The organism is Bradyrhizobium australiense (assembly GCF_013114825.1).
Classification (GTDB): domain Bacteria; phylum Pseudomonadota; class Alphaproteobacteria; order Rhizobiales; family Xanthobacteraceae; genus Bradyrhizobium; species Bradyrhizobium australiense.
Genome location: NZ_JAAVLX010000003.1, coordinates 989,076 through 1,014,921, shown reverse-complemented (window position 1 = coordinate 1,014,921; position 25,846 = coordinate 989,076). Strand labels below are relative to the sequence as shown.

The following is a 25,846-nucleotide window of genomic DNA, read 5'->3' as shown; positions in this document are numbered from 1 at the left end:
AGCATCCCGGCCTTCCCTGCGCAATGGCTTTACGGCTTACTTCGTGCTCTTCCCGGTGAACGGCTTTCTTGCCACCGTCGCCTCCGAGAAGCTTCGCTTCTCTCGGACTTAACGCCAGCACCGCGGCGCCAGAACCACACGATTTCACCGTACGCTTTCGGCGCGTACATCTTTCGCGTCATCAGCGTCCATCGCATCTCACCGCACGTTCGTGACGATCGCGAAGCGCCCCTCATCTGCCGTGAGACGGGCGGAGTTATGCGGCTGATTTGGCCATCATGTTAAGCGGAATATTTTTTGATTCCGGGCTTGACACGATTTCTGAAAATCCGAAGTGATTTGCCCGTCATGTTGGATTGCCGCAGCCGCGCGTTGAATTTTCGCTTGCGCGCGGCAAATCAGTCAGGAGCCCGCATGAACCAAGGGGTCGCGCGAACGCGAGTCCGATGGCAGGCTCCGCGATGAGCGGGCATCTCGCGAAAAGGTCCCGGGTGTCGCTGCCTCACCCGGGCTACGCTTGCTGCCGGCTTCCCTAAAACGCCGCCCGTTCGGCGGCCATCGCACGATCGATCGCGTCTATCAAGCTCTGTATCTCGATGAATTTTAGCCGCGCGCGCTCCGCCTTGTCACGATCGAACGGCGCGGCGAGCACCTTTGCATGCGTATCGCGATCCTCAATCATGCGGTCCCGCGCCTTTTTCAAAATCTCATGGCGTTCGTTCATCTTGTTTCTACCTCTATGACCACCTGTTCAGTTCAGGCGGGGATATGCCGCCGCATTTACTTCGAACCAAACCTGCTCGAACTATTTGCGAAAATCGATGCCGCGCAGAATAATGCCAGGAGGATTGCCTTCGAACTCTCCGGCGAGAAATTTTCGTGATGCGCATTGTTCGATCCGATCCCGCAGCCGCACGAACTGTTGTTCGCGCTGGTCCGCCGCTGTGCGGGAGACATGTTCGAGATCGTCCATCGCCGCGGCGCTAATGGCGACCGGTATCACCCTGGCGCCGTCGATCATCGAGAACAGGACCACCATGCGATTGAATTCATAACCACCGATGTCGCCGCGCACGAGTGTCATTTGATCTCTCCGGCTGATGAGGGCCGCACCACAAATTTCCCATGCCAATCATCTTTTCCTGACGGGCTGATGATCGATCTCCGCAATCCTGCGCAGGCACTCGGCTTCGGAATCGTGCGGGCCAGAGACGAATGTTCCGCTGACTTTGGTGGAGTACCATCCGGAGATGACACCGAGGCGGAGCGATTCTTCAGTCTTGACGTGACGCGGCGAGAGATTTTGCATGTGATGCTTTCAGTTGCGCGTTCGAAGTTGGATAGCAAGAATCTCGACTGCCGAGCCGGAATATTCGCTTCGTCAGCTTTCACCAGCGAGGCGGGTGAGGTCGGCCAGTACGGTGGCCACCAGGTCTCGGTGATGCGTGTCGGTCGGCGCTAAATCCGCCGCATAGAGATTCAGGACGTACCGCGCCTTTGCGACCGCCTCCGGCCACGACTCAGCCGGGACGGTCAAGAGCTGCAGCTCAAGGGCGGCCTGACGGTCCCGCTGCAGCTTTGCGTTGGCCTCGACGTCGGCGAGCACGCGGCGGATGTCGGTCGCTTTCTGCGCCGCCATGCCCCGGTGCTTGTCGAGATCGACCGGGGTTTCACTCACGAGATGCGATCGCGTCGTCGCGCTGCGCATCGGAAAGATCGACCGAGCTGATCGAGATCATTTCCGTCGAGGTTTGGTGCGGTGCCGCGCCCGGGACCATGATCATGGTGGCGACGCGGCGGAAGCTCCGAAATGAAAGACCTTCGATCATTTCCGACCTCATAAGCACCCGGCGGCAACAGCCGGCCGACCCCCTTGAGATGGAACGGACGCTTGAAATGAATCATTTCCCGTCGCGAGCGCGTGGTCATCTATCAACCGTGCGCCCTTTCTCCGCAAATAGCTATCGATTTCTCGAACAAAGCGGTATTTGTCCAGTCGGGGCTGGCGTCGGAAATTACAAGAACAATCGATCGGTCGCCTTGTCGAGCCGCTTCTCCGTACCGCTCGCGTCATTTAGATGACCAACCAATTCACCGGATAGCCGGTAGATGTTCTTGCCCTTGAGGTCAAAGAGCTTCTTGCCGCTAAGATCGAAAATTTCTGGACCGACCACCACAGCGACGCGGGTTCCCTTACTGTTGAATATGTTGCCGTTCATGACCGGCCTCCTTGTTTGACAGCCCCGCGAACGCTGCGCCCAATCGTCGCCAATAGCGAGATAAATCGACCGTATCAGATCGGGCGCCTTTATTGGGGCGGCCTCAGCGAACTGCCCAGCCGCGCCAGCCCTTCGGTGTTAATCGGATCCGCAGCCGCCTGCACTTCCTGGATCAGCCCGCATTTCCCGCATCGTAAGGTCCGCTGCTCGAAGCCGGGCCTTCCCGATACGACACGTAACACCTCCATGTCGGCTCGACACATTGGACAGCGGAATCGCACGGTGTGACGAAGCGACAGCTTGTTGGTGAGTTGCGCGTCGGGCATTTAGGCCCTCCCTTGTCCGGCGGGAGCACAACACTCTCAGTCACCGATGGAAGCCAAAGACAGAGCGGTGATGGGAGACAGCCTACGCCTAAATGGCACCGGGGGTTATGTAAAAAGTGTACGCAGGTTGCCGCCTGCGGGAACTGGGGCAGTTTAGGCAAACGCCGTCGACCCCAACAAGCGGCACGAACCGCAACGCGCCGGCATTCTCGCGGCGCGGTCCCTGCGCTCACCCGGGCTACGCTTGCTGGGCGTAACGCCTGAAAGCTCCTGATGACGAATGACAACTTTCTGCCCGCCGTCGTCGAGCCGACGGTCCTCGATTTTCGCGGCTGATACGGGGCGAAGGGGCCACAATACGGCGCGGCGTAAGCATGTTCATGGCCATCTCTGGCGTCGCAGCGATCAACGCTGCCGGGCTTGCTTCGGTCCTGCCAACTATTGCGTGGCGCAAAAACAAGGAGCGTGTCATGGGCCCGTCAGAACTGCTATCACGCCAGGGACGTCGTCTGTTGCAACTCGGCATTGCGCTATTTCTCTTCACTTCATTTGAGGGCTTCGCTATTCCTGCGTTTGCGGTGCCCAATCTCGGCCGCTCGGTCTATACTCTGAGTGGTTTTACCGGAGTCTTGTTCCTGGCAGTGGGACTCATGTGGCCGATGCTCCGGTGCGGAACTACAGCAGCAAAAATCGCATTCTGGTTCCTTGTCTATTCGGCTCTTGCGACGATTGCCGGATCTGTTCTTGCCGCCCTGTGGGGCGCGGGCGGCACGATCATTCCAATAGCAGCGCAGGGAGCGCGCGGCAGCGACTTTCAGGAAGCAGTGATCCAAGCCGTCATGTATCCGGCCGCCCCAACCGGGATCGTTGCATTTGCGCTGATACTTTGGGGCCTTCGCGGCAAATCCGCTTCGGCACGAACCGCCTAGGTAGCAACATTCTAATTCTATTGCGTCACAACTGCTCAAACCCTCATCCCTGAGGAGCCCCCGGAGCGGGCGTCTCGAAGGATGTAACCACAGACGGGCCTCATGGTTCTCCGGCGATGCGAAGCATCGTCGGGAGACGGGCGGAGCCTGTCATCGGGCCGCGCTACGCGCGGACCCGTTGGCGCTCCTCGCCATGAGCAGCTTATGAAGTAGCAAGTGCTAATGCGGCATACCGGCGCAATCGCCACAACGTCGATTGCGAGGTCGGGATGCACGACGTGCCCACCTTTGCTTTGCACGCAAACCATTGATGTGGGCACGGCGCTTGCGCGCCTTTGCCCACCTTACGATTTGAGCCCGCTTCAACTCGTCGGCAAAACGTAGGCGGAGATCCAGCCGCGAGACGCATGGCCGCCTTGGACTGGATTTTCAGATTCCAAGCGCGAGAAGGCCAGTACAAATAACAATCAAACTTACGACGATAACAGCCAGAAAACTGGATGAAGCAAAATCTTCGCGCATGATGACACCTTCCGCCTCAGGCAAATCTCTCGTGAGCCTGAACCTCGTCCCAGGGAGGCTCATATAGCCTCCGGTTGTTTGGGGAGAGCCATCAAACCACTAGTTTGTTTCAGGGTGTCTTCGTCATACTGAGAAAACGACTTCGTTGGGCGGTCCTGCTGTTTCGTCCCGGAGTGTCCCCACGAAACATCTTCACAAAACTGAGAGGCCAGTGCGGCAAAGGGATACGCAGCGCCGATTTAATTCCACGCAACAAGCGCCACATTTCCGAGATGTGGCGTAGTTCATACGCCGCTGCCGCGCCCTGCATTACACATTTGCGAACGGAGGGATAGTCGCAATGGAAGACACCATACGGCTCTACCGAACGCTGTTGGGCAATCGTGCGTATTTGCGCTCGCTATCCGAAGGCGCATTTTTCCTCGCCGCCAGCTCCATTGCTATCTACGCTGCCGTCACCTACGCGACCGTTCACGCCAGCAACTATGTCACCGACTTCGTGCTGAGCCGCGTCGGGCCGTTCAACGTGCGTTTTCTGTTCATTTACGGGACGTTCACAGCGTTCGTGATCACCGCAGGACTGCTGGCCTGGCGGCCGAACCGGCTGCCATTCGCACTGAAAACCGCAGCGCTGTTCCTGTTGGTCCGCTCCGTGTTCGTAGCCCTCACCCACGTGGCGCCATCGCCGATCGATCCGCAGCAGCCGGCACCGTTCTTCAACTCCATCTTCTACGGCAGCGACCTGTTCTTTTCCGGCCACACCGGCCTGCCGCTTCTCGCAGCGCTTGCCTTCTGGCACATCCCGCAATGTCGGATATTCTACCTCACGCTGACCTGCTTCTTCGGTTCAATCGTGCTGCTCGGCCACTATCACTATTCGATCGATGTGCTCGCCGCATTGTTCATCACCCACGGCATCTTTCAGATTTCGTGCTGGCTGTTTCGTCGCGACTACGTACTGTTTCGTTCCTCCGAGAGCGAAGCTATGCCGCGAGCAAAGCGGACAAGGCGAAGGATATTGGCCCCAGCCGACAGCGGATATGGGTCCGCGCCTAAACCGTTCGCGCTGCACCTCGTCGGCGATGAATCATCGCCGAACGGTCAATCCAGGACTGACTGAATGATCCGAACGGCTTAGCGCTGGTGGAGCCCTCATCGGGCGCGCATTTACGCGACCCGATGACTCGCAACGACGTGGATCAGCTCGTCGGCATGACGTAGGCGTAGATCCGGCCGCGCGAGACCGGGGCTTCGCGGACGCGGTTGCCGTTGTTGCCCGAGATCATGATCGGATTGCCCTTGGCGTCGACGCCGGTGATGATGCCGACATGGCCGCCCCGGCGGCCGCGCGACATTACCGCAATCGCGCCGACCTGCGGGCCGGAAATGCGCTGGCCGTATTTTGCGAACGAGCTCGCCATGTCGGAACCGGTGCCGCGATAGCCGGAATGCTGCAGCACCATGTTCATGAAGCGCGCGCACCACAGGCTGCCGCGTCCCGTGGGATTGCCGCCGAGATATTTCCGCGCTTCGGCGACGACATTCGATGAAGTGTAGCTGGAGGCCATCGCGCCGCCGGTTGGCGTTACCGTTGAATTGGATTCGAAGCCCGCTCCCGGCGTGACGCTTGCGTTGGCGTCGGCAAGACCGCGCGCGTGCATCTGCGTGACCGCGCGCTCCCAGCGCGATTCATGCGCGGCGTGCCGGAGCCGGGCACGACGGCCGGCTCGATCGGCGCGCGCTGCCGCTGTGTTGGACGTGCTTTCCATGAAGCTCGGATTGGTGTCGCCGGCCTGCATTTGTGCAGCCCTGCGCTCCCAGCGCGACATCCGGGCTGAATGGCGATGGTGGCGATATGCATAATGCTTGACGTGATGACCGGCGTAATAAGCGCGAGCGTGTCGCCCTGCGCCGTGATGTGGTCTTGCTGAAGCCGGAGAGACAAATACGAAGATGGAAGCCGAACACAGTGCCAGCGCAACGAAACGAAGCGACCGGCGAAACACAAACAACTGACGCATACTTGAACCTCTGTACCTACTCCACTTCCCCTTGCGTTCGTCTACGAACGAACGCGGGCGGCGTTTTGCGTTGCGGGATGTGACGAGAGGAAGATTTCATGTGGCGGCACGGAAACAATTTCGGGCTGATTCCGCGATGATTCCGCGGCGAAAATGAATCCGTTTCGCCGCATTGCAGCCCAGAGAATTAACTGCAATTTTCAGCGATGATCGCGTAATGATGTTGCGCAAAAGCAAGAAAATCGAGAGGAAACGAAATGCCTTACGCCGCCGCCAAGGACAACGTCCGTCTCTACTTCGAAGAGGCGGGAAGCGGGACGCCGATCATCTTCCTGCACGAGTTCGCGGCCGACCACACCAATTGGGAGCCGCAGATGCGCTACTTCTCGCGCGGCCACCGCTGCATCGCCTATTCGGGGCGCGGCTATACGCCAAGCGACGTGCCGCCCTCGGCTGGCGTCTACACTTACGAATATTTCTACACCGACGCGCTCGCCGTGCTCGACCACCTCAGCATCGCCAAAGCGCATTTCGTCGGTCTGTCGATGGGCTCCTATTCCTCGCTGCAAGTCGGCCTCAACGCGCCGGATCGCGCGCTGTCGATGACCCTCGCCGCCATCGGCGCTGGCTCGTCACTCGAACATCTCGACGCCTTCCGCGCGCAATGCGTCGCCAATGCCGAGCAGTATGAAACGATCGGATCGGTTGAAGTCGCCAAGGTGACGCGCGAGGCGCCGAGCCGGATTCCATTTTTGCTGAAGGACCCGCGCGGCCACGCCGATTTCTACGCCGCGCTGGCGCGGCACGACGCCAGGGGCTCGGCCAATACCATGCGAAGCTTTCAAGGCAAGCGGCCCTCGATCTACACCATGACGGATGCGATCCGACGCGTGCCGACGCCGGCGCTGATCCTGTGCGGCGACGAGGACGACAATTGCGTCGGGCCGAGCCTGTTCCTGAAGCAGCATCTGCCGGCGGCGGGGCTTTCGTTCTTTCCGAAGTCGGGCCACGTGCTCAATCTGGAAGAGCCGGCACTGTTCAACGAAATGGTCGAGCGGTTCATCGCGCTGGTGGAAGCCGGCCGATGGCCGGTGCGGGATCCGAGGTCGATGGTGGCCGGATAACGCGCCGCAACGGCAGTGCACCTCTCCCGCTTTCGGGGTCGAGACGAGCGAAGCTCGCTCTTAGGTCGACGCGCTCGTTAGAGCGCGGCGGGTGGGGGAAGGTCTATCCACTCGACGCGCAGGTTATGCGGAAGCACCCGCACCCCGGCCCTCCCCCCGCAGGCGGGAGAGGGAGTGGACCGCCGTTGCGGCACGCTTTCTCTACCTCCCCTTCTCACCCCTGCTCAGCAAAAACACGCCCTGCTCGCCGAACATGTTCCAGACCCACCAGGGCAGGTTCAGCGGCACCGGGCGGCCGTAGAGGTCGAGCGCCACCGCGCGCTCCATCTTGACATTGATCTCGTCGCAGAGCTGCACGAAGTCCTTGATCGTGCAGAAATGGATATTTGGCGTGTCGTACCAGGTCGCCGGGAGGTTCTCCGTGCGCGGCATGTGGCCGCCGACGAGCAATTGCAGCCGCATCTTCCAGAAGCCGAAATTCGGGAACGACACGATTGCGCGCCGGCCGATGCGCAGCAGGTTTTCCAGGACCGGCTTCGGTTGTCGCGTCGCCTGCAGCGTCTGCGACAGGATGACATAATCGAAAGCATCGTCCGGATAGTTAACGAGGTCGGTGTCGGCGTCGCCCTGCACCACCGCGAGGCCCTTGGCGACGCAGCGGTTGACGCCCTCGCGCGACAATTCGATGCCGCGGCCATCGATGCCGCGGCTCTCCAGGAGTTGCAGCAGTTCGCCATCGCCGCAGCCGACGTCGAGCACTTTTGAGCCGGCCGGAATCATTTCGGCCACGAGGAGATGGTCGGTGCGATACTTGCCGGTGCGATCGGGCGCTATGCCGCCGAGCGGCAATACTTGTTCCTGAACGGCCATATCAGCCACCTGCACCGTCGAGGCCACGCGCCTTGCCTGCGGATTCCAGGAAGGCGCGAGAAATGTCGAAGAACTCGGGCACGTCGAGCAGGAAGGCGTCGTGGCCGCGGTCGGTCTCGATCTCGGCAAACGACACCCGCGCACTGGAAGCGTTCAGTGCATGCACCAGCGCCCGCGATTCCGAGGTCGGAAACAGCCAGTCGGAGGTGAACGACACCACGCAGAAGCGGGTCTTGATGCCGCGAAATGCTTCAGCCAGCACGCCGTCGTGGTCGGCGGCGATATCGAAATAATCCATCGCGCGTGTCAGATAAAGATAGCTGTTGGCGTCGAAGCGCTCGACAAAGGACGAGCCCTGATAGCGCAGATAGCTTTCGACCTGGAAATCCGCATCGAACGAAAACGTCGGCAGCTCGCGGTCCTGCATCCGCCGCCCGAACTTGCGATGCAGCGCGGCGTCGGAGAGATAGGTGATGTGCCCTGCCATCCGCGCGACCGCCAGTCCGCGGTGCGGATGCGTGCTGCGTTCGAAATAGCGCCCGTGATGCCAGTCCGGATCGGCCATCACGGCCTGCCGGCCAAGTTCGTGAAACGCGATGTTTTGCGCCGAATGGCGTGTACTGCACGCGACCGGCAGCGCGGAAAACACCCGCTCTGGATAGGCGGCCGTCCATTGCAGCACCTGCATGCCGCCCATCGAGCCGCCGATGACGCACAACAACGTTTCGATGCCCAGCCGATCGAGCAACATCGCCTGCGCGCGGACCATGTCGGGGATGGTGATGATCGGAAAATCCAGCCCCCACGCCTTGCCGGTCGCCGGATTGGTCGAGGCCGGACCGGTCGATCCCATGCAACCGCCGATCACGTTCGAACAGATGATGAAATATTTGTCGGTGTCGAGCGGACGGCCGGGACCGACCATGATTTCCCACCAGCCGGCCTTGCCGGTGAGAGGATGCACGTTGGCGACATGCTGATCCAGCGTCAGTGCGTGGCAGATCAGGATCGCATTGGAGCGATCGGCGTTCAAATCGCCATAGGTCTGGTACGCGATCTGGAATGGCGCGAGATCGATGCCGCAATCGAGTTTCAAGGGCTGCTCGATGCCGAACTTTGCCACCGGCGAAGTCGGATGATCAGCCTCGTGGGCGCGATCCTCGCTGTGAATCGACGGACTGGGTACCGACTGCAATTGTGTCATCCCGACCTTCCTCCTCGCGGAGGTCCTTACAGACAGAAATCGGCCGCAAAAAACCCGGCCTGAACGAAAGGTCCGGCCGGGATCAAATCTGTCCCCGGCCTGTTTAGCGAGTTGTTTAACGTGGCTGCAAGCCGGCCGGCTCAAATGACCACGGAATGGAACAAAGCTAGTCCGAAGCAGGTCCCTCGTCAAGGCAGCCGCAAGGTTAACCCTGCAGGGACGATGGCGGGTCTGACGTTTCTCTTTGCTTTCGGCGGCCGTCTTTTCTAATCAATGCCCTTGCCGGGTGGTGATTTCAGACCGATCCGGCGCTGAAGGTTTTGACATGCCCAACTCTGAGATGTCCAACTCTGAGATGTCCAAGGCTCCCCCGGCTCCGCCCTCGCTGCAGGAATTGCGCAAGGAGATCGACGCGATCGACGAGCAGGTCCATCGCCTCCTGATGGCGCGCGGCGACATCATCGATCGGCTGATCCAGGTGAAGCAGACCCAGGAAGTGGGCTCGGCGTTCCGGCCCGCGCGCGAGGCCAGCATGATGCGCGGCCTGGTCGAGCGCCATCGCGGCATCCTGCCGCTCGATACCATCGAGAGCATCTGGCGCGTCATCATCTCGACCTTCACTTACGTCCAGGCGCCGTTCTCGGTGCATGCGGATGTCTCGGTCGGCGAGCCCGCGATGCGGGATTCGGCGCGGTTTCATTTCGGCTTTGTGGTGCCCTATGTCGGCCATTTCAGCGCGCAGGCCGCGGTGGAAGCGGTGGCGAAATCGAAGGGCGATCTGGCGCTGGTCTCGGCGGTCTCTAGCCGTACGCCGTGGTGGAGTGCGCTGGAAACCGAAGGCGCGCCAAAAATAATTGCCCGGCTGCCGTTCCTCGAACGCGCCGATCATCCGGCCGCGCTGCCGGTGTTCGTGATCTCGCGCGTCGCCGACGATGCCATGGTGACGGAGGTGCAGATGTGGAGCGTGCGCGTCGCCGGCTGGAATGCCGATATCGCCCGCGCCCTGGCGCCGCTCGCCGAAATCGTCGCCGTGCCCGATACCGCTTTCGACGGCGCGGCGCTTCTGGTGTCGGATGCCGGTACCGGCTTTGAAAAAATCAAGACCGCCCTGATCCGGGCCGGCGCCTCGGTGCGCTCGTCGGCTCTCGTCGGCAGCCACGCAACACGCTATACGGTGCCCCCGAACGGGTCGGCGAAGCCTTAGGCGCCGCCCGAAATTCCGGAGTTGAAGATGAACCGCCCCGTGCCGAATCCCGGCATTCTCGACATTGCGCCCTACACGCCCGGCAAGACGCCGGTGCCGGAGCCGGGCCGCAAGGTGTTCAAACTGTCGGCCAACGAGACCCCGTTCGGGCCGTCGCCGAGGGCAATCGAAGTCTACAAGGACGCGGCGGCGCATCTGGAGGACTATCCGGAAGGGACCTCGCGGGTGCTGCGCGAAGCGATCGGCCGCGCCTACGGGCTCGATCCCAACCGCATCATCTGTGGCGCCGGCTCGGACGAGATCCTCAATCTTTTGGCGCACACCTATCTCAGCCAGGGCGATGAGGCGATTTCGACCACGCATGGCTTCCTAGTCTATCCGATCGCGACGATGGCAAACGGCGCCAAGAACGTCGTCGCGCCCGAGACCAATTTTACCGCTGATGTCGACGCCATTCTCGCGCGGGTAACGCCGCGCACGAAACTGATCTGGCTCGCCAACCCGAACAACCCGACCGGCACCTACGTGCCGTTCGATGAGGTCAAGCGGCTGCGCGCCGGATTGCCGCCACATGTGCTGCTGGTGCTGGACGCTGCGTACTCCGACTACGTGTCGCGCAACGATTACGAGCTCGGCCTCGAGCTGGTGGCGACCACCGAAAACACGGTGATGACGCACACCTTCTCCAAGATTCACGGACTGGCGGCGTTGCGGATCGGCTGGATGTTTGGCCCGGCCCACATCGTCGACGCCGTCAACCGGATCCGCGGTCCCTTCAACGTCTCGACGCCGGCGATGCTGGCGGCGGTGGCCGCAATCGAGGACACCGCGCATGTCCAGAAGTCGAAGGCGTTCACAGAACAGTGGCGTAACTGGCTGACCCAAGAGATCGGCAAGGTTGGGCTGAAGGTGACGCCGAGCGTCGCCAATTTCGTTCTGATTCACTTCCCGACCGAGAAGGGCAAGACCTCGGCGGATGCGGACGCGTTCCTGACCAAACGCGGCCTGGTGCTGCGGGCGCTCAAGAATTACGGCCTGCCGCATGCGCTGCGTATGACCATCGGCACCGAGGAGGCCAACCGCCTCGTCGTCGATGCCTTGCGCGACTTCATGGCAGCCAAGTGAGCGCGGCACCGATCTTCCGACGCGTCGCGCTGATCGGCTTCGGCCTGATCGGCGGCTCGATCGCGCGCGCGGTGCGGGCCGAGGGGCTTGCGAGCGAAATCGTCACCACCGCGCGCTCGGAAAAAACCCGCGCGCGGGTCACCGAGCTCGGCATCGTCGATCGCGTGCTGGAGACCAACGCGGAAGCCGTTAATGACGCCGACCTCGTGATTCTCTGCATCCCCGTCGGCGCCTGCGGCCCGGTCGCGCAGGAGATCGCACCGTTCCTGAAAGCGGGCGCGATCGTTTCCGACGTCGGGTCGGTCAAGGGCGCTATCGTCCGCGAAATGGCGCCGCATCTGCCGCTGAACGTTCATTTCGTGCCAGCGCATCCGGTTGCCGGCACCGAGCATTCCGGGCCCGACTCCGGCTTCGCCGAACTCTTCATCAATCGCTGGTGCATTCTCACGCCGCCCGAGGCCACCGACCCCATGGCGGTCGAAACGCTCCGCGCGTTCTGGGCCGGCATGGGCGCCAAGGTCGAGACCATGACGCCGGACCATCACGACCTGGTGCTGGCGATCACGAGCCATTTGCCGCATCTGATCGCCTACACCATCGTCGGCACGGCGGACGAGCTGGCGCAGGTGACGTCTTCTGAGGTGATAAAGTTCTCCGCCGGCGGCTTTCGCGACTTCACCCGCATCGCAGCCTCCGATCCGACGATGTGGCGCGACGTGTTTTTGAACAACAAGGAGGCCGTGCTGGAAATGCTCGGCACCTTCAACGAGGACCTGTCAAAGCTCACCCGCGCGATCCGGCGCAACGACGGCGAGGCGCTGTTCGAGCACTTCACCCGTACCCGCGCCATCCGCCGCGGCATCGTCGAGATCGGCCAGGATTCGGCCGCGCCGGATTTCGGCCGCCCGCATCCGCCGCTGGAAAAGAAGGCGGAGTGAGGGGCGCAGATCTCATTGCCGTGGTTGCGAGCGCAGCAATATTGAGATCGCACAAAGTCGTCATACCCCGCGAAGGCGGGGTATCCAGTACGCCGCGGCCGATCGACTAATCACCAAAGCCTCTGGAATACTGGATCGTCCGCCTTCGCGGACGATGACCGCGAGGCAAGATCGACGACGATCACTCAAAACAGCGGCGGCACCTGCCCGACCTTCAGCGGCCCCAGAAACACCGCGCCATCGACAAAGCGCAGCGGGAAAGCACGCGCTTTCCGGCCCTCCAGCTCCACTTCCTTGCCGAGCGAATTGATGCCGGCGGTGACGCCGGCATTGGCGTTCTGCTTGACGACCTTGCCGAGCCCCGGGATCGCCTTGTCAAGCGCGCCGAATAGATTGTTGAGATCCTGGCTCTTGACGCCGGGCGCGACGCGATCAAGCGTTGCCTGCGGCACGCCCTCCTCCAACATCTTCTCGAGGCCAAGCGCCGGAATCACCTTCTCGATTCCCGCCACCGTCATCTGCAATTCGCCGTCGATCCGGCCCTGCGCATTGAGACCCAACGTACCGGCGGCAACCGAGATCAGATCGCCCTGTTGAATCCGCGACCGCACGATCTCGACATGGCCGCCCGCCGCCTGCAGCTCCCTGAACCGCTCGGGCCACGGTTTTGGCGATAAATCCTGCAGGCCAGTCAGCTTGGTCTGGACGTCGGCATCGAACGGCTGGGCCAGCAACGGGTGCACCTCCTGCACATTGCCGCCCGTTATCTGCAGCACGGTTTCGATCACGGGGTGATCCTTCGTCGAGCCTTCGGCAAGACGGCCGTGCAGCTCGATGTGATTGGCGCGCGCGAGCGGCGTCTCGACCGGTCCGTTGACACGATCGATCGAGGGATGGTCGAACACGATCGAGGCGCGCTGCGGGATATCGGGCAGTCCGTTCACGCTGCTGCGGCCCAAGGTCCAGTTCACCTTCATCGACGGCGGCTGGCCGCGATCGGCGAGCGTCGCCGGCGCCTTGAATTCGGCGATCAAGAGCTTCGGCTGGTAGATCTGCGCGATCACCATGATCTCGCCGAGCCGCGCGGTGAACGGCGCCTGCGCGCCCGCGGTCTGCGAAACCAGCGAAACGCTGGCGTCGTCGCAGCGGACTTCGAGACGGAACGGATAGCCGGCGACCGAGCGCTTGCCGCACGCATAGACGCGGCCGGACTTCGCCTCCTGTGCGGCCCATGCGTCGGCGCGCACGCCGACTTCGGACGCGGCATAGAACCAGAATGCGCTCCATGCCGCAGCGGCAACAACGAGCAAAGCGGGCATGATGAAGAGGCGCCACAGCGGGCGCCGGTGCGGCGCAGGGGTCATGTCAGGCATGCGGCGTCCTTTGGCTGGCGATTTGGGCGAATGTAAGCATCCGCTTGCCGCAACAAAAGGCTTTGAATCCACTTCGCTTTGTCGCGCCGTTCTGGTAGCGGTGCACCCGGTATGTCCGCAATTACGCTCAACGATACGGAATTCTCCAAAGGCGACCTCTGGGTGTTCGGCTACGGCTCCCTGATGTGGCGCCCGGGCTTCGAATTTCTTGAACGGGTTCCGGCGCGGCTGATCGGTGAACACCGCGCGCTCTGCGTCTATTCCTTCGTCCATCGCGGCACGCCGGAAAAGCCCGGCCTCGTCCTCGGACTCGACCGCGGCGGCGCCTGCCGCGGCATCGCGTTCCGCGTCGCGGAGAAGAACCGCGCCGCCATAATCGCCTATTTGCGCGAGCGCGAGCAGGTCACCTCGGTCTACCGGGAGGTGATGCGGTCGGTGTGGCTGGAGAACGAGGCGCGCCAGCGCGTCAGCGCCCTCGTCTACGTGGTCGACCGCGGCCATGTGCAATATGCCGGGCGGCTGTCGCTCGCCGAGCAACTGCGCCATGTGCTGCAGGGCCACGGCCAGTCCGGCGTCAACCGCGATTACGTTCTCTCAACCGTTAAAGCGATCGAGGCGGAAGGCTTTCGCGATTCTCAACTGCACCGGCTCGCGGCGATGCTGCACGACCAGCATCAGCCGCCGCTTCCCGCAGAGAACAGCGACCGTTGAGCTGGGGTGTGTACTCATAAAACCGACTGAAATGGCGATCGCCAGTATCCGCCGTTGGGGCAAAGCGGACACCTCGAAGACCGAGACTGGCATGTCTGTTAATGACCAAAGCGGACGGAGTGGACCGCGCGTCTAAAAACGGTGTGATTATTTAATAAATGCTCAGGCCGTTGCGGGCCATGCCTTGTCCATAAGGGAGTCTGCGCCGCAATCATGGTATCGCCTCGGCGCTATTGCCCTCGTCAATCGCCGTTAAGTGCTGAAATCTCCAGGACTATTGATCCAACCGACTTAGTTGTGTGTGCGAACGCTACAGCGCTTCAGCGCGAAGCAGGCAGAAGGGCGGGGAAGCTTGCGACTGCAGTCATACCGACATGGCTCCGTCGGTTTCGTGCAACGCGAATTCCCGACGTTATTGCAAGCAAAGTCTGGAACACTTACAGTGCAAGTGTTGCCGCTCGCTGCTGTGCAGTTGCAGTAGCAGAGCGCATGCCCTTCAGACGGCAACACCATTGCAAGTAATGTTATGAAAAAGATCATGCATGATCTGACTGACATTACTCCTCCTATCTGCTCATTGGTTGCAAGTTGTGGTTGACGAACTGCAGCACAAGCGCGATCCTATATGCCGTCCAGATGAGCTTGGCCTTTTCCGCTGAAAGGAGCTTGGGTATCGCGCTGAGGCTCGGTGCCTTGATTTATCTCAAATAATTTCTTTCCGCGTTGCGGCATGCAGGAGAAGGCGCCCGGTAATCCACACGAGCCATACTAGGAGTTTCCCATGCAGAGGTCGATTTTTGGAATTATTTTGATCGTACTTGCGGCAGTCACGATGACCCTTGCTACACCCGGAGAAGCCAAAAGCCGAAAAGCTCATTGGTGCTCCAAAATCGAGGGAAAATTGCACTGCAGCTATTACACCCAAGAACAATGCCAGGCTTCAGTCAGCGGAAGAATGGGATATTGCGTACACCGACCTTAAGTCACCATTAGCATTCTAGCTTACACGAAGCGGCTCCGAGCGATTTGGGACGAGCAGCTTGTGCAGCGGGACCTGTGGACTGGAGGTACCAATGCGTCAGAAAATCCGACACTCTCGGGCTTGCAATTGTTTCGACCGCCGGCAAATTCTAGGGATAATGGCTTCTGCGACTGTGGTCGGAATGGGCGGTGGCGGTCTCCTTTTTCCGGACGATGCCCGCGCAGACGCTCTCACCCGGGAGCAACGCGACAAGTTCACGCCGGAACAGATCATCCAGGCGATGAAAAAGGGAAACGAGCGCTTTCGAAAGGGCGAAAGGAAAGATCGCAACTACCTGCGAGAACAACGAGCAAGCGCAGCAGGGCAGTATCCGGCGGCAGCGTTGCTCAGCTGCATCGACTCGCGCGCGCCGGCCGAAGTTATCATGGACCTTGGCATCGGTGACATCTTCAATAGCCGGGTGGCAGGCAATATCGAAAATCCAGATATTCTCGGGAGCCTAGAATTCGCCTGCAAGCTTGCTGGAGCGAAGGTCGTGCTCGTGATGGGCCATACCGCCTGCGGGGCGATCAAGGGTGCGATCGACAATGCTGAACTCGGCAATTTGACGGGATTGCTCGCGAGGATCAAACCGGCCGTCGAAGCAACGACCTATTCCGGCGAACGATCGGCGAAGAACTATGCATTCGTCGATGCTGTCGCACGGAAGAACGTCGAGCTGACGGTCGCGAACATTCGGAAAGATAGCCCTGTCCTGGCGGAATTGGAATCGAAGGGCAGCATCAAGATTGCTGGCGCAATGTACCATCTCGAAACGGGCGCGGTCGAGTTCTCCGGCTGAGGCGTCGGGGAAAGGAGGTGACCGCAGTGACAAAGCTGCGCGAGGCTTCGCGGACCGCCGTCAGCGCGGGCGCGGGTGCGATGTTTGCGGCCGTCGCAGCGGGACGCTTGCCACGGTGGTTGCGCGTAACTGTCGTATTCAGCCTCGTCGTTCTGGCATGCGCAGCCGGGCTTCTCGGCTATCGCTACATTAGTAGACCGGCCGTGCTTACCGTGGCCACCGGCTCAGTTGATGGCGACGTCACGCGGTTGATGTCGCTGGTCGCAACCCGCATGGCCGCCACCAATGCACCTGTACAGCTCAGGATCATCGACAAAGGCACTGCACTCGACACTGCCAATGCGTTTGCGGCCGGTGAAACCGACTTGGCCGTTGTGAGGGGCGATATCGGCGATCTGTCTGCGGCACGCAGTGTCGTGATCATGACCTATGCAGTGGTGCTGATCGCCGTACCGCCGGGAAGCTCCATCGAAAGCGCAGAGGGTTTGAAGGCAAAAACGGTCGCGTGATCGCCGCCGGCATAAACCAACAACTCGTTGCGGCGATCTTGAAGGCCTATGACCTTGATCGGATGAAACTCACCCTCAAGGATCTCTCGCCGAGTGAAGCCTCACAGGCGCTGCAGGCCAAGCAGGCGCAAGCGCTGTTAGTCGTGATGCCGATCTCGGAAAAGTATCTCGCGATGCTTGGCGAGTCTTTCCGCGCAACACAAAGCTGAGGCCCAAACTCATACCGATCGAGTCCGCCGGTGCCATTGCGGCGACCGCTCGGGCCTATGAGAGCTACGATCTTCCGCGGGGTACATTCGCGGTTCGCCGGCAATTCCGGACGAGGATATGACTACCCTTCGTGTGCCGTTCTATCTCGTCGCCAATAAGAAGCTGGGCGACAACATTGTGGCTTCGCTCGCGAAGGCGATGATGGAGCTTCGGCGCGACCTGCTCGGCGAATATCCCATTTTCGCCCAGATCGGCGCCCCCAGCCTCGAAAAGGACGCCCATATTCCGATTCACCCCGGCGCCGCCCTGTACTTCAATGGTGAGCAACAAACGTTCCTCGATAGATACGCCGACAAGCTGTTCTATCTGGTGATGCTGCTCGGATTGATGGCGTCGATGCTTGCGGCGACCTGGAAATTCATGACGAGGGATGCGGATCCATCCAGGGACCATCTTTTGATGGGGCTGAATGAACTGGCAGGTCGAGTGCAGGCGGCTGGCACCGAGTTGGAATTGATGGAGGCTGAGCGGTGTATCGACGAAATCCTGGAACTGGAACTCGAACGTTACATGGGCGTGTCCTCTATTGTCGTGGGTAACCTGCGGCATTCATGTTTTTCGCCCTGGTACCGTGAAGCAGCTCGTGGTGTTGTAAAGCAACGTTATCGGCTGGTGCCCCAAAGCCGTGAAGGCGATCGAGGCGGAAGGCTTTCGCCATTCGCAACTGCACCGGCTCGCGGGGGCGATGCTGCATGACCAACATCCGCCGCCTCTTCCCGCAGAGGACAGCGACCGCTGAGCTGAGGTGTGTACTCATAAAGCCGACTGAACCCGTGGCCGCGATAGCCATCTTTGTCCGGTTAGCCGCGTTGAAGCCATGCGGCAAAAAGTCAGCGCCACAAAGGCGCCTGATCAACAAACCTGACAACATTACTCCGTGAGATCGCCGACGAACTGCCTGATGGTATCAAGCACCGCTTGCCCATCGCCGGCGAAGGCCCAGTGGTCGGCGCCGTCGAGCTCGATGAATCGTGCCCGCGGGATGTGATCGGCGAGATGTCTCCCGGCGCCGATGCGGACGGCGCGGTCGCCGCGGCGGTGGAGCACCAGCGTCGGAACGGCAACCCGCCCCAGAAGATGCCGCACATCCGTATCGCGCAAGGCCTCCAGCACGCCCCTGATGGCGCCCGGGCTTGAAGCCGCACGAAGCAGGCCGGCCCACCAAGCTCTCGCTTTGGCATCGCCGGCTAGACTCGGCGCGAACGTCTCGATTCCGGCAGGCCCACCCCAGGCCGAAACGAGCTGCTGCAGCCACGCGTCATACTGATCGGCGTGCAACGCATGCGGATAGTCGGGTGCAGAACTTCCCTTCGCGAGCGAAGCGAACAGGATCAGCCCGGCGACGCGGTCGGGATGATCAGCCGCGAATCTGATGCAGGCCGGTCCGCCTTCGGATGCGCCGAACAGCACGACCCGGCGCGAGCCTGCGGCATCAAGCACGGTGCGGATGTCCTGCGCAGTTGCCTCCGCGCTGGGGCTGAACCCGACCCGGTCGGACAGGCCGACGCCACGGCGATCGAGCAGGACGAGGCGGCCCATCGCCGCAAGCGCGGAAAGGAAGGCCCGGCACCTTGCGTCCTCCCAGACCCGTTCGACGTGGGACACGAAGCCGGTCAGCATCAGAATGTCGGTGCGCCCTCTGCCATAGGTCTGGAACGCGAGATGCACACTTCCGCCGCTGACATATTGCGTCGGCGGCAGCTCCGCGGCGCCGGCCTCGAGCAGCGCGCTCGTCTCGGCTTCGGGCGCCACGTCGAGTTCGTCGCGCAAACGCTGTGTCAGCGCCTTGAGCTGGCGCTCGGCCGCGGCCCGATCGCCGCCCAGAATGAGATTGCGGATGAGGTGGCGGGCATAGATTTCGCTCAGCGGATCGAGCGCAACCAGACGGCCGGCATGCGCGGCGGCGGACGCGTAGTCGCCCGCTGCGCGCTTCTCCTGCACCACCCGCTCGAGCGCCTGGATCGCGCGGCCACGCAAGGCCTCCCTGCGAAAGAACGCCCACTCGTCGAATTGCGGACAGTCGCCGGGCGAGAAGCCGTCGAGGAAGTCGGCTTGATAGAGACCGCAGGCGCGCTCGAACTCGCCACGGTCGCAAGCCTCTTCGAACAGGCGTGAATCGATGTCCAGGTTGATCGCCGCCGACAACCGAACCGTGGATCTGTCGGATGCGAGGACATCGCCGAGCGTGAGCTGAAGGCGATGCAACAACCGACGCAGCCGTGCCCTTACCACCTCCGTAGGGCTTTCCGGCCACAACATGGTCGCAATCGCATCGCGCCCGACCGGGCCCTTCGCTTCAGCCAGATAGACCAGCAGCGCAAGGCCCTTGCGCAGCGCCAACGGGCACAGGCGGCCATCACAACGAACTTCCGGGAATCCGAGCGTCCGGACACTGAACGAAGCCATGGCGATGCGATCTTCAATGATGGCGTCCGGGGACGCTCAAGGGACGCTGCGATGATAGCACCGGCGGCATTGCACCGTCACCTTCTGGAGAAACGTCATGACCGGACGCGCCGCCGCCCTCATCTATGGCCTCGCGAGCTATCTCATCTTCTCTCTTTCATTTGCCTACACGCCGGCCTTCATTGGCAATTTTCTTGTCCCGAAGACGATCGACGTCGGACCGGACAGCGGGCTCGCGCAAGCGGTCCTGATCGATGCGGTTTTGCTCTGCGTATTCGCGATCCAGCACAGCGTCATGGCGCGTCCAGCCTTCAAGCGCTGGTGGACGCGAATCATGCCGAGTTCCTGCGAGCGTAGCACCTATGTACTGATCGCGAGCTTTCTGTTGATCCTGATCTTCTGGCAGTGGCGCCCGATCGTCGCGACAATCTGGCGCGTCGAGGGCTGGCCGGCAGCAATGCTCACGGCGATCTTCTGGATGGGCTGGCTAGTCGCGCTGGTTTCGACATTCCAGATCGACCATTTCGAGCTGTTCGGATTGCGCCAGGTTGTCGACGCGCTGCGCGGAGCCGCCGGTCGTATGCAAGCGTTCAAGACGCCGCTCCTGTACCGCCTGGTGCGTCACCCGCTGATGCTGGGTCTTTTGCTCGCCTTCTGGGCGACGCCGCATATGACGGCCGGCCATTTGCTGTTTGCCCTCATGAATACCGCCTACATTCTTGTCGGCGTTAGGCTCGAGGAAAGAGACCTGGTTGCGGAGTTCGGCGCGAGCTACGAGCATTATCGCCGACGCGTTCCGATGCTGATGCCGCGTCTCTTCGGCGGCGGCTCCATCGCTTCAAAGACACGCCGCGGAGGCTGAGATGCGCGCCATTCTTTGCAAGGCCTTCAAAGGCATCGAAGCCCTGAGCTTCACCGAGATCGCCGAACCGCGCCCGGCAGCAAACGAGGTTCTCGTCGACGTCCATGCCGCGTCCGTCAGCTACATGGATTATCTGATGAGCTGTGGCGGCTATCAGATGCGGCCGGCCCTTCCCTATGTGCCGGGAACGGACGCCGCCGGAATCGTGCTGGCCTGTGGCGACCGGGTCACGCGCTTCCGGCCCGGCGATCGGGTCAGTTGCGCAAACTGGTTCGGTGCATTTGCGGAGCGCATGGTTGCCAAGGAGAGCAGCGTCGCATTGCTGCCGGTCGACGTTGATTTCATAGTGGGGTCAACAGTCATGAACACCTATCTCACGGCCTGGTACGCGCTGGTCGAGCGGGCGCGGCTGCAGGCCGGTGAGACGGTGCTTGTGACGGGGGCCGCCGGCGGGGTTGGCCTCGCCTGCGTCGAGATTGCGCATTTGATCGGCGCGCGGGTCATTGCCGTCGTGGGCAGTGCTGCGAAGGCGGCCATGGTCCGCACGCATGGCGCCGCCGAGGTCGTCGACCATTCATGCGAAGAGGTGCGTGAACGTGTGAAGGTTCTTGCGGACGGCAAAGGCCTCGATGTCTGCGTTGACAATGTTGGCGGCGCGCCCTTCGCCGTCCTTGCAAGGCTTATGGGCTGGAACGGCCGGCTGCTCCCAATCGGCTTCACAAGCGGCGAGATTCCGTCGCTCGCCATGAATCTGCCCCTGCTCAAGAACTATTCGGTCGTCGGGGTCTTCGTCGGTGCCTGGATGGAGCGCTATCCAGACGAAGCTGCCCGCGCGACGGAGGCCATCATGGCATGGGTCGGCGAGAGTAAGCTCCGCCCGCAGGTTGACCGGGTGCTTCCGCTTCAGCGTGCCGGTGAGGCGATGAGCTTGGTTGCGAACCGGAGCGCGATGGGGCGAATCGTGCTGCAGGTCAGACGCGACCTTTGACCGAATCGAAAGGAGATTCATGAAATCCGTCGTGATCGAGCAACGCTTCTGCGATGCGCCAAGTCTGCCAATGGAGTCTGCGACTCGACGAGGCTAAGGTAACGTTGCGAAGCCACCGTACGGCTCTCGAGGCCGCGCATCGGCTTTGCACGCGACAACGAATTGACGGGTTTAGGTGGCGGGAGTTTTGCGGGAGTTTCGGGTTGAGATAGCTTCGCAACATACCCCAAGAGGCTTGGGGCGGTTCCGAAATAAACCGGGGCCATGATCGCGAAAGAACTCGCCGCCAAAAACGGGAGGGACGCTCGCAGCTAGATTTGGTCCGCTTATGGACCCGAAGCCGACGTTCTGAGCAAGGCGATACAGTGGCAACTTCTGCCTTTCGAGAACGATCCTTCTCGACGTGTAGTCTTGTGCCACCTCCAGATTTGGAGACTGAGCGTCTAGCCAGTTCAACCCGGCCTGTGCGTTGGTCATCGTCGCCGCAATCGGCTGACTGATTTCATGGGCAATCGAGAAGTCATCTGCCCCGTTGTAGCAACGCGATCGGCGTGCGCGAGCTCCATCAGGGCTTCGCGGTAAGGCCGCTCGCTTTCGCGGGCTTCGGCTGCCGCCCGCTTGCGGTGGGCGGAGCCCCGAGGCTCCCCCTATCCCGATCTGTGACCGCAACGAGAGATGGGGCTTAATGTCGCACACAGCGACCTTGTCCGGGAATCCAAATCGGTCCTTTCGGAGGGCCTGTCTTCGTCGTACAATGCTTCTTTTCGAAAGCCCGGGGTGCACACGGCGCGAATTCCTCGGGGCGCAATTGCGGTGTGTTCCGTACCACTGATGCTGACGCGATCTGCAGGGCCGTTGTCCGGCCAAACAAGCGGTTCGTGGAGATGAAGACGCCTGAACAGCAAGTCTGCCTGATTCTCCATCGCCCGCGCCATCTCTTCGTCGTCAGCAGACTGCGGTGATCAATCCGATCTGAGCGCATCTTGCGGAGTGTTGCATTGTCGCACCCGGTCGGACATATCAACCGCTTGGTAAACGGGAAAGTATCGATCTTTGATCTTTATCAAGGAGATCAGAAGGTCAGTCATGGTGGAGGATCCAATTGCCTAGTCCAGGCGTCGACAATGTCCGATCCACGATCACTAACGCCGGAGATAAATTTCCGCCGAGGCATTAGCTATGCCGGCGATCTGGTCGCAATTGGAGCGATCTATTTCGCATTGGCAAAAGGCGGTCTTGCTCTCGCCTCTATTCATCCCAGCGCAACGCCAATTTGGCCACCGACGGGTGTCGCGCTGGCGGCGGTGCTGTTGTGGGGGTATCGGACCTGGCCTGCAATTTTCGCGGCGGCGGTGATCGCCAATGCGACGACCGCCGGCTCGGTTGCCACCGCAATTGCGATTGCAACCGGCAACTCTCTTGAAGCGGTTGTTGGCGCTTATCTGATCAATCGATGGTCGAGCGGATGTAATACGTTTTCGACGCCAAATTCTGTCGTGAAGTTTGCTCTGATTTGCTTCCTGATCGCGACACCGATCAGCGCCAGCATTGGACTGACCAGCCTGGCAACAGTCGGGTACATTGAATGGAGGGATTTCGCGGACGCCTGGGTCACATGGTGGCTGGGAGATGTGACCGGCGCGCTGGTCGTTGCCCCCGTTATTGTGCTTTGGGCATCAAGCCATTATCACGCTTTCAACCGCAATGAATTTTTGGAGACGATCGGCGTCCTCGCGACAGCGGCGGCTGTTGGACTCATTGCTTTCAGCCCCCTGATCGAGCAAACGCCGGGCCGAGATCCACTGGGTTTTCTTGCGATCTTGCCAATGTTGTGGGCGGCGTTGCGCCGCGGTCCACGCGACACCGCAACGGTCGCGCTGGTGCTTGCGGGCATCACGATTTGGGGGACGCTCACCGGCGGCGGCCCCTTCACGACCGCAGATCTCAACGCTTCATTCCTGCCGGTGTTGATGTTCTTGATCAGTATTACCGTTCCAAGCTTGTTACTGAGCGCCGATGTCGAGGTGCGCAAGAAAGCGGAGGAAAGTCTGCGCCGCGCGCAGATCGAACTCGAGCGGAAGGTTGCAGAGCGTACGCAACAGCTGGAGCTCGCCAACGCAGCAAAATCCCGCTTTTTTGCCATGGCAAGCCATGATTTGCGGCAGCCATTACATGCACTGGGCCTGTTCGTTGCACAGCTGCGCACGCCGCTCAAATCGGGGGAAAGGACAAAGACGATCGAGCGGGTCGATGCAACGCGCAAAGAATTGGATGAAATGTTCAATTCGCTCCTGGATATTTCCAGGCTCGATGCTGGGGTTCTTACACCAAAAATTACCGAATTCCCGATCGCGCGCCTGTTGCAAAAAATTCAGGCGACGTTTGACCAGGCAACGCGAGAAAAAGGTTTGCGCCTTCGGGTTAGACGAAGTGACGCCTGGGTGCGGAGCGACGCCATGCTGCTCGAACGCATACTGCTCAATCTGGTATCCAATGCTGTGCGCTATACGTTGCAGGGCGGGATCATCGTCGGATGTCGTCCGCGCGGTGAAATGTTGCGTATCGAAGTATGGGATAGCGGTCCCGGCATTCCTGAGGATCAGAAGCAGAATATCTTTGGCGATTTTTTTCAACTTCCTGCTTTAGAACGGAACCGCTACGGGGGCCTGGGGCTCGGCCTGGCTATTGTCGACAAGCTTCGCCTGCTTCTCAACCATCAAATCGACTTAGCTTCGACTGTGGGCCGAGGTTCGCGATTCGCGATCCTGGTTCCAATGGCCAATGAATGCGTCACGTCTACAGCGCCCGCAGAGTCACCTAATCCCGCAGCCTTTGCGGTCGAAGGCAAGGTAATCCTTGTTATTGCCGATGCTCCAATTGTGCAGGAGGGAACGGGCGGATTGCTTGGCAAATGGGGATACTCCGTCCTTACCGCCGGATCTGACGAAGCTGCGCTTATCCGACTCGCTGATAGTCGACAACGCCCCGATCTTATAATCTCGGATTATCATCTTGCGAACGGAAAGACCGGGATCCGAGCAATTGAACAAGTTAATGCGGCGTTTGGTTCATCAATTCCAGCTATTCTCATCAGCGGCGATACGGCACCTGAACCATTGCGTGAGGCTAAGGATAGAGGATACATTTTGCTGCACAAGCCTGTCGACCCAATGCGGCTCCGGGCTGTCATGCACGAACTCTTTAAGGATCATGACGATAGGAGAAACGCCGGGGCGGGTTTATGATTCAGATTTCGGCGGCAATTCCCAGCCCATTTTTCCTAATTTTATTACTGCCTCGGTGCGGCTCGTTACGCTGAGCGCCTTGAGAACGACCGTGATGTGGTTCTTCACTGTCGGCACTGCCATATTGAGGGTCTTGGCAATGACCTTGTTGCTCCTTCCCTTCATCAGGAGCGCAAGCACTTCAATCTGCCGCTCGGTCAACCCGAGATCCTTAAGAGAATCGCGCGTCGCTGGGTTATTTGTAAGCCGAGGACACGTCGTTTCCTCCAGAATTTCCGAAGGAATGTAAACACCGCCCGAGAACACTAACTTGATAGCGTTGAGCATGACCTCACGGTCCGTAGTTTTCGGGATGAAACCGAGAGCGCCAAGTTTGAAAGCGCGCTTGACCGTGTCTTGATCATCCGAGGACGAGAGAATGATGATAGCAATGGTCGCATAGCGTTCACGCAGTTCGCGGAGGACAGAGAAGCCATCTCGATCAGGCAAATTGATATCAAGCAAAATGAGGCTGATATCGGGATGTTCCTCGACGATGTGCATTGCCTGACGGCTGCTCGAAGCTTCAAATATGACGGCGTCCCGCTTCAGTTCGTTCAACAAAGCGCGCAACGCCTCGCGAATCAATGCGTGATCGTCGACAACAAGAACCTTCATAAAAAGCTCTCCGTCATCTCATCGCACGGAGATCCAATTGGAAAATCATACACCCACCTTCGGGTCTTTGGCGACGAAGAAGCTGGCGGAAGACTGGCTGCCCGAAACCGTCGGTCCTCCATCCCTGACCCAACCAGCGGTTCGATGCTAGGCACTCAAGGTAGGAGCCGAATGGCGCTGTATGCTATAGTTGCAATCGCCTCACACAGTAAGACACCGAAAAAGCGAGCGCGAACTACGCGGGATTCAGAGTCTCCATCGCCTATGCGCAACGGTAAAATGCCCATGATGTGTCTGACCGATGTCAAATTGATACCGAGACCTGTACGGTACCTTGATCATAGGACCAAGGAACCTCTCTGTGTGGACCTCCGGCTGATTTACATGCTGCGCCGGTTGAACGATGGTCGTCGACGGACAGCCTCACCGCCAGGAGGCCATATGACTATCGTCGCAATAGCTGTCGTGGCTGCGTTCGGCGTGAAGCAGATCTAGACTGCGGCGTTGTTACAATCCCGCA

Annotated in this window: 26 protein-coding genes, 2 pseudogenes and 1 riboswitch; of the genes and pseudogenes, 15 read left to right on the top strand and 13 right to left on the bottom strand. The window is 60.5% G+C overall.

Translation table 11 applies throughout. The annotated features are described in order from the left end of the window. Positions 1-532: 532 nt before the first annotated feature. The 6 genes and pseudogenes from HCN58_RS11950 to HCN58_RS11925 form a co-directional block, all read right to left on the bottom strand. Entirely contained in the window at positions 533-724 is a 192-nt protein-coding gene (locus tag HCN58_RS11950) for a hypothetical protein (RefSeq protein ID WP_171579504.1), read from the bottom strand. A gap of 81 nt (positions 725-805) precedes the next feature. After that, positions 806-1,084 (bottom strand): DUF1488 family protein, encoded by a 279-nt coding sequence (locus HCN58_RS11945; RefSeq protein WP_171579577.1) that lies wholly within the window; start codon positions 1,082-1,084, stop codon positions 806-808. A 297-nt stretch (positions 1,085-1,381) separates the two neighbouring features. Beyond that, on the bottom strand, positions 1,382-1,678 hold the full coding sequence (locus HCN58_RS11940) for a hypothetical protein (protein ID WP_171579576.1): 297 nt from the start codon (positions 1,676-1,678) through the stop codon (positions 1,382-1,384). Further along, positions 1,671-1,929, bottom strand: a pseudogene (locus HCN58_RS11935) (hypothetical protein). The gene HCN58_RS11940 and the pseudogene HCN58_RS11935 overlap by 8 nt, the downstream one beginning before the upstream one ends. An 86-nt stretch (positions 1,930-2,015) precedes the next feature. Then, a complete protein-coding gene (locus tag HCN58_RS11930; protein ID WP_171579503.1) occupies positions 2,016-2,219 on the bottom strand; it encodes a hypothetical protein in 204 nt (67 codons plus the stop codon). 89 nt (positions 2,220-2,308) lie between these two features. Further along, on the bottom strand, positions 2,309-2,545 hold the full coding sequence (locus HCN58_RS11925; RefSeq protein ID WP_171579502.1) for a hypothetical protein: 237 nt from the start codon (positions 2,543-2,545) through the stop codon (positions 2,309-2,311). Between the two features lie 374 nt (positions 2,546-2,919). Between HCN58_RS11925 and HCN58_RS11920 the strand changes: the two genes are divergently transcribed. After that, positions 2,920-3,474 (top strand): styrene oxide isomerase, encoded by a 555-nt coding sequence (locus tag HCN58_RS11920; RefSeq protein WP_171579501.1) that lies wholly within the window; start codon positions 2,920-2,922, stop codon positions 3,472-3,474. Positions 3,475-4,336: 862 nt separating this feature from the next. Beyond that, complete coding sequence (locus HCN58_RS11915) at positions 4,337-5,116, top strand: phosphatase PAP2-related protein (RefSeq protein WP_171579500.1); 780 nt, start codon at positions 4,337-4,339, stop codon at positions 5,114-5,116. A gap of 79 nt (positions 5,117-5,195) precedes the next feature. Here the strand turns inward: HCN58_RS11915 and HCN58_RS11910 are convergent, their stop codons facing one another. Next, positions 5,196-6,017: a TIGR02594 family protein gene (locus tag HCN58_RS11910; RefSeq protein WP_171579499.1), complete on the bottom strand. Its 822-nt coding sequence runs from the start codon at positions 6,015-6,017 to the stop codon at positions 5,196-5,198. A 257-nt stretch (positions 6,018-6,274) separates the two neighbouring features. Between HCN58_RS11910 and HCN58_RS11905 the strand changes: the two genes are divergently transcribed. After that, complete coding sequence (locus tag HCN58_RS11905) at positions 6,275-7,141, top strand: alpha/beta fold hydrolase (protein ID WP_171579498.1); 867 nt, start codon at positions 6,275-6,277, stop codon at positions 7,139-7,141. Positions 7,142-7,342: 201 nt separating this feature from the next. On the opposite strand, the gene metW is transcribed toward HCN58_RS11905, so the two are convergent. Both metW and metX read right to left on the bottom strand, forming a co-directional pair. Next, positions 7,343-8,011, bottom strand: a complete 669-nt coding sequence (gene metW, locus HCN58_RS11900; RefSeq protein WP_171579497.1) for a methionine biosynthesis protein MetW — start codon at positions 8,009-8,011, stop codon at positions 7,343-7,345. Position 8,012: 1 nt separating this feature from the next. Then, positions 8,013-9,215 (bottom strand): homoserine O-acetyltransferase MetX, encoded by a 1,203-nt coding sequence (metX, locus tag HCN58_RS11895; RefSeq protein ID WP_171579496.1) that lies wholly within the window; start codon positions 9,213-9,215, stop codon positions 8,013-8,015. 82 nt (positions 9,216-9,297) lie between these two features. Further along, a riboswitch (SAM riboswitch) is annotated at positions 9,298-9,377 on the bottom strand. A gap of 193 nt (positions 9,378-9,570) precedes the next feature. Between metX and HCN58_RS11890 the strand changes: the two genes are divergently transcribed. From HCN58_RS11890 to HCN58_RS11880, 3 genes are read left to right on the top strand one after another with little or no spacing between them, the layout of a single operon-like run. Next, on the top strand, positions 9,571-10,419 hold the full coding sequence (locus HCN58_RS11890; protein WP_171579495.1) for a chorismate mutase: 849 nt from the start codon (positions 9,571-9,573) through the stop codon (positions 10,417-10,419). A gap of 27 nt (positions 10,420-10,446) precedes the next feature. Then, a complete protein-coding gene (gene hisC, locus HCN58_RS11885) occupies positions 10,447-11,544 on the top strand; it encodes a histidinol-phosphate transaminase (RefSeq protein WP_171579494.1) in 1,098 nt (365 codons plus the stop codon). Beyond that, entirely contained in the window at positions 11,541-12,482 is a 942-nt protein-coding gene (locus HCN58_RS11880) for a prephenate/arogenate dehydrogenase family protein (RefSeq protein WP_171579493.1), read from the top strand. Before hisC ends, HCN58_RS11880 begins: the two co-directional genes overlap by 4 nt. A gap of 185 nt (positions 12,483-12,667) precedes the next feature. On the opposite strand, the gene HCN58_RS11875 is transcribed toward HCN58_RS11880, so the two are convergent. Then, positions 12,668-13,855: a DUF2125 domain-containing protein gene (locus HCN58_RS11875; RefSeq protein ID WP_171579492.1), complete on the bottom strand. Its 1,188-nt coding sequence runs from the start codon at positions 13,853-13,855 to the stop codon at positions 12,668-12,670. A gap of 111 nt (positions 13,856-13,966) precedes the next feature. Between HCN58_RS11875 and HCN58_RS11870 the strand changes: the two genes are divergently transcribed. The 6 genes from HCN58_RS11870 (at position 13,967) to HCN58_RS11845 (ending at position 17,864) form a co-directional block, all read left to right on the top strand. Next, the gene (locus tag HCN58_RS11870; RefSeq protein ID WP_171579491.1) at positions 13,967-14,566 is read left to right on the top strand and encodes a gamma-glutamylcyclotransferase; all 600 of its coding nucleotides are present in this window, start codon (positions 13,967-13,969) and stop codon (positions 14,564-14,566) included. A gap of 781 nt (positions 14,567-15,347) precedes the next feature. Next, on the top strand, positions 15,348-15,548 hold the full coding sequence (locus HCN58_RS37415) for a DUF3551 domain-containing protein (protein WP_171579490.1): 201 nt from the start codon (positions 15,348-15,350) through the stop codon (positions 15,546-15,548). A gap of 91 nt (positions 15,549-15,639) precedes the next feature. Beyond that, positions 15,640-16,389, top strand: coding sequence for a carbonic anhydrase family protein (locus HCN58_RS11860; RefSeq protein WP_171579489.1), 750 nt, complete (start codon positions 15,640-15,642; stop codon positions 16,387-16,389). Between the two features lie 17 nt (positions 16,390-16,406). Beyond that, entirely contained in the window at positions 16,407-16,898 is a 492-nt protein-coding gene (locus tag HCN58_RS11855) for a TAXI family TRAP transporter solute-binding subunit (protein ID WP_171579488.1), read from the top strand. Then, the gene (locus HCN58_RS11850; protein ID WP_171579487.1) at positions 16,895-17,107 is read left to right on the top strand and encodes a hypothetical protein; all 213 of its coding nucleotides are present in this window, start codon (positions 16,895-16,897) and stop codon (positions 17,105-17,107) included. Before HCN58_RS11855 ends, HCN58_RS11850 begins: the two co-directional genes overlap by 4 nt. A 118-nt stretch (positions 17,108-17,225) precedes the next feature. After that, entirely contained in the window at positions 17,226-17,864 is a 639-nt protein-coding gene (locus tag HCN58_RS11845) for a TAXI family TRAP transporter solute-binding subunit (protein WP_171579486.1), read from the top strand. Positions 17,865-18,038: 174 nt separating this feature from the next. Here the strand turns inward: HCN58_RS11845 and HCN58_RS11840 are convergent, their stop codons facing one another. After that, entirely contained in the window at positions 18,039-19,574 is a 1,536-nt protein-coding gene (locus tag HCN58_RS11840) for a bifunctional AfsR/SARP family transcriptional regulator/alpha/beta hydrolase (protein ID WP_171579485.1), read from the bottom strand. A 97-nt stretch (positions 19,575-19,671) separates the two neighbouring features. Here HCN58_RS11840 and mddA point away from each other — a divergent pair, with 97 nt between their 5' ends. Both mddA and HCN58_RS11830 read left to right on the top strand, forming a co-directional pair. After that, positions 19,672-20,436: a methanethiol S-methyltransferase gene (mddA, locus tag HCN58_RS11835; protein ID WP_171579484.1), complete on the top strand. Its 765-nt coding sequence runs from the start codon at positions 19,672-19,674 to the stop codon at positions 20,434-20,436. A 1-nt stretch (position 20,437) separates the two neighbouring features. Then, positions 20,438-21,424, top strand: a complete 987-nt coding sequence (locus tag HCN58_RS11830) for an NADPH:quinone oxidoreductase family protein (RefSeq protein WP_171579483.1) — start codon at positions 20,438-20,440, stop codon at positions 21,422-21,424. Positions 21,425-21,844: 420 nt separating this feature from the next. On the opposite strand, the pseudogene HCN58_RS37410 reads toward HCN58_RS11830, so the two are convergent. Then, positions 21,845-22,044 (bottom strand): annotated as a pseudogene (locus tag HCN58_RS37410) (ATP-binding protein); the annotation flags it as partial. Between the two features lie 378 nt (positions 22,045-22,422). Between HCN58_RS37410 and HCN58_RS11820 the strand changes: the two are divergent. Further along, complete coding sequence (locus tag HCN58_RS11820) at positions 22,423-24,669, top strand: MASE1 domain-containing protein (RefSeq protein ID WP_210265936.1); 2,247 nt, start codon at positions 22,423-22,425, stop codon at positions 24,667-24,669. Here the strand turns inward: HCN58_RS11820 and HCN58_RS11815 are convergent. Further along, on the bottom strand, positions 24,664-25,326 hold the full coding sequence (locus HCN58_RS11815; protein WP_171579482.1) for a response regulator transcription factor: 663 nt from the start codon (positions 25,324-25,326) through the stop codon (positions 24,664-24,666). The two genes, HCN58_RS11820 and HCN58_RS11815, sit on opposite strands and share 6 nt — an antisense overlap. Between the last annotated feature and the right edge of the window lie 520 nt (positions 25,327-25,846).

Bases quoted from the DNA above. Each gene is read 5' to 3' on its own strand.
- HCN58_RS11905 (WP_171579498.1), top strand. From the start codon at position 6,275: ATGCCTTACGCCGCCGCCAAGGACAACGTCCGTCTCTACTTCGAAGAG.
- hisC (WP_171579494.1), top strand. From the start codon at position 10,447: ATGAACCGCCCCGTGCCGAATCCCGGCATTCTCGACATTGCGCCCTAC.
- HCN58_RS11920 (WP_171579501.1), top strand. From the start codon at position 2,920: ATGTTCATGGCCATCTCTGGCGTCGCAGCGATCAACGCTGCCGGGCTT.
- HCN58_RS11870 (WP_171579491.1), top strand. From the start codon at position 13,967: ATGTCCGCAATTACGCTCAACGATACGGAATTCTCCAAAGGCGACCTC.
- metW (WP_171579497.1), bottom strand. From the start codon at position 8,011: ATGGCCGTTCAGGAACAAGTATTGCCGCTCGGCGGCATAGCGCCCGAT.
- HCN58_RS11950 (WP_171579504.1), bottom strand. From the start codon at position 724: ATGAACGAACGCCATGAGATTTTGAAAAAGGCGCGGGACCGCATGATT.
- HCN58_RS11830 (WP_171579483.1), top strand. From the start codon at position 20,438: ATGCGCGCCATTCTTTGCAAGGCCTTCAAAGGCATCGAAGCCCTGAGC.
- HCN58_RS11875 (WP_171579492.1), bottom strand. From the start codon at position 13,855: ATGCCTGACATGACCCCTGCGCCGCACCGGCGCCCGCTGTGGCGCCTC.
- HCN58_RS37415 (WP_171579490.1), top strand. From the start codon at position 15,348: ATGCAGAGGTCGATTTTTGGAATTATTTTGATCGTACTTGCGGCAGTC.
- HCN58_RS11925 (WP_171579502.1), bottom strand. From the start codon at position 2,545: ATGCCCGACGCGCAACTCACCAACAAGCTGTCGCTTCGTCACACCGTG.
- HCN58_RS11945 (WP_171579577.1), bottom strand. From the start codon at position 1,084: ATGACACTCGTGCGCGGCGACATCGGTGGTTATGAATTCAATCGCATG.
- HCN58_RS11910 (WP_171579499.1), bottom strand. From the start codon at position 6,017: ATGCGTCAGTTGTTTGTGTTTCGCCGGTCGCTTCGTTTCGTTGCGCTG.
- HCN58_RS11845 (WP_171579486.1), top strand. From the start codon at position 17,226: ATGACTACCCTTCGTGTGCCGTTCTATCTCGTCGCCAATAAGAAGCTG.
- HCN58_RS11915 (WP_171579500.1), top strand. From the start codon at position 4,337: ATGGAAGACACCATACGGCTCTACCGAACGCTGTTGGGCAATCGTGCG.
- metX (WP_171579496.1), bottom strand. From the start codon at position 9,215: ATGACACAATTGCAGTCGGTACCCAGTCCGTCGATTCACAGCGAGGAT.
- HCN58_RS11840 (WP_171579485.1), bottom strand. From the start codon at position 19,574: ATGGCTTCGTTCAGTGTCCGGACGCTCGGATTCCCGGAAGTTCGTTGT.
- HCN58_RS11930 (WP_171579503.1), bottom strand. From the start codon at position 2,219: ATGAACGGCAACATATTCAACAGTAAGGGAACCCGCGTCGCTGTGGTG.
- HCN58_RS11890 (WP_171579495.1), top strand. From the start codon at position 9,571: ATGTCCAAGGCTCCCCCGGCTCCGCCCTCGCTGCAGGAATTGCGCAAG.
- mddA (WP_171579484.1), top strand. From the start codon at position 19,672: ATGACCGGACGCGCCGCCGCCCTCATCTATGGCCTCGCGAGCTATCTC.
- HCN58_RS11815 (WP_171579482.1), bottom strand. From the start codon at position 25,326: ATGAAGGTTCTTGTTGTCGACGATCACGCATTGATTCGCGAGGCGTTG.
- HCN58_RS11860 (WP_171579489.1), top strand. From the start codon at position 15,640: ATGCGTCAGAAAATCCGACACTCTCGGGCTTGCAATTGTTTCGACCGC.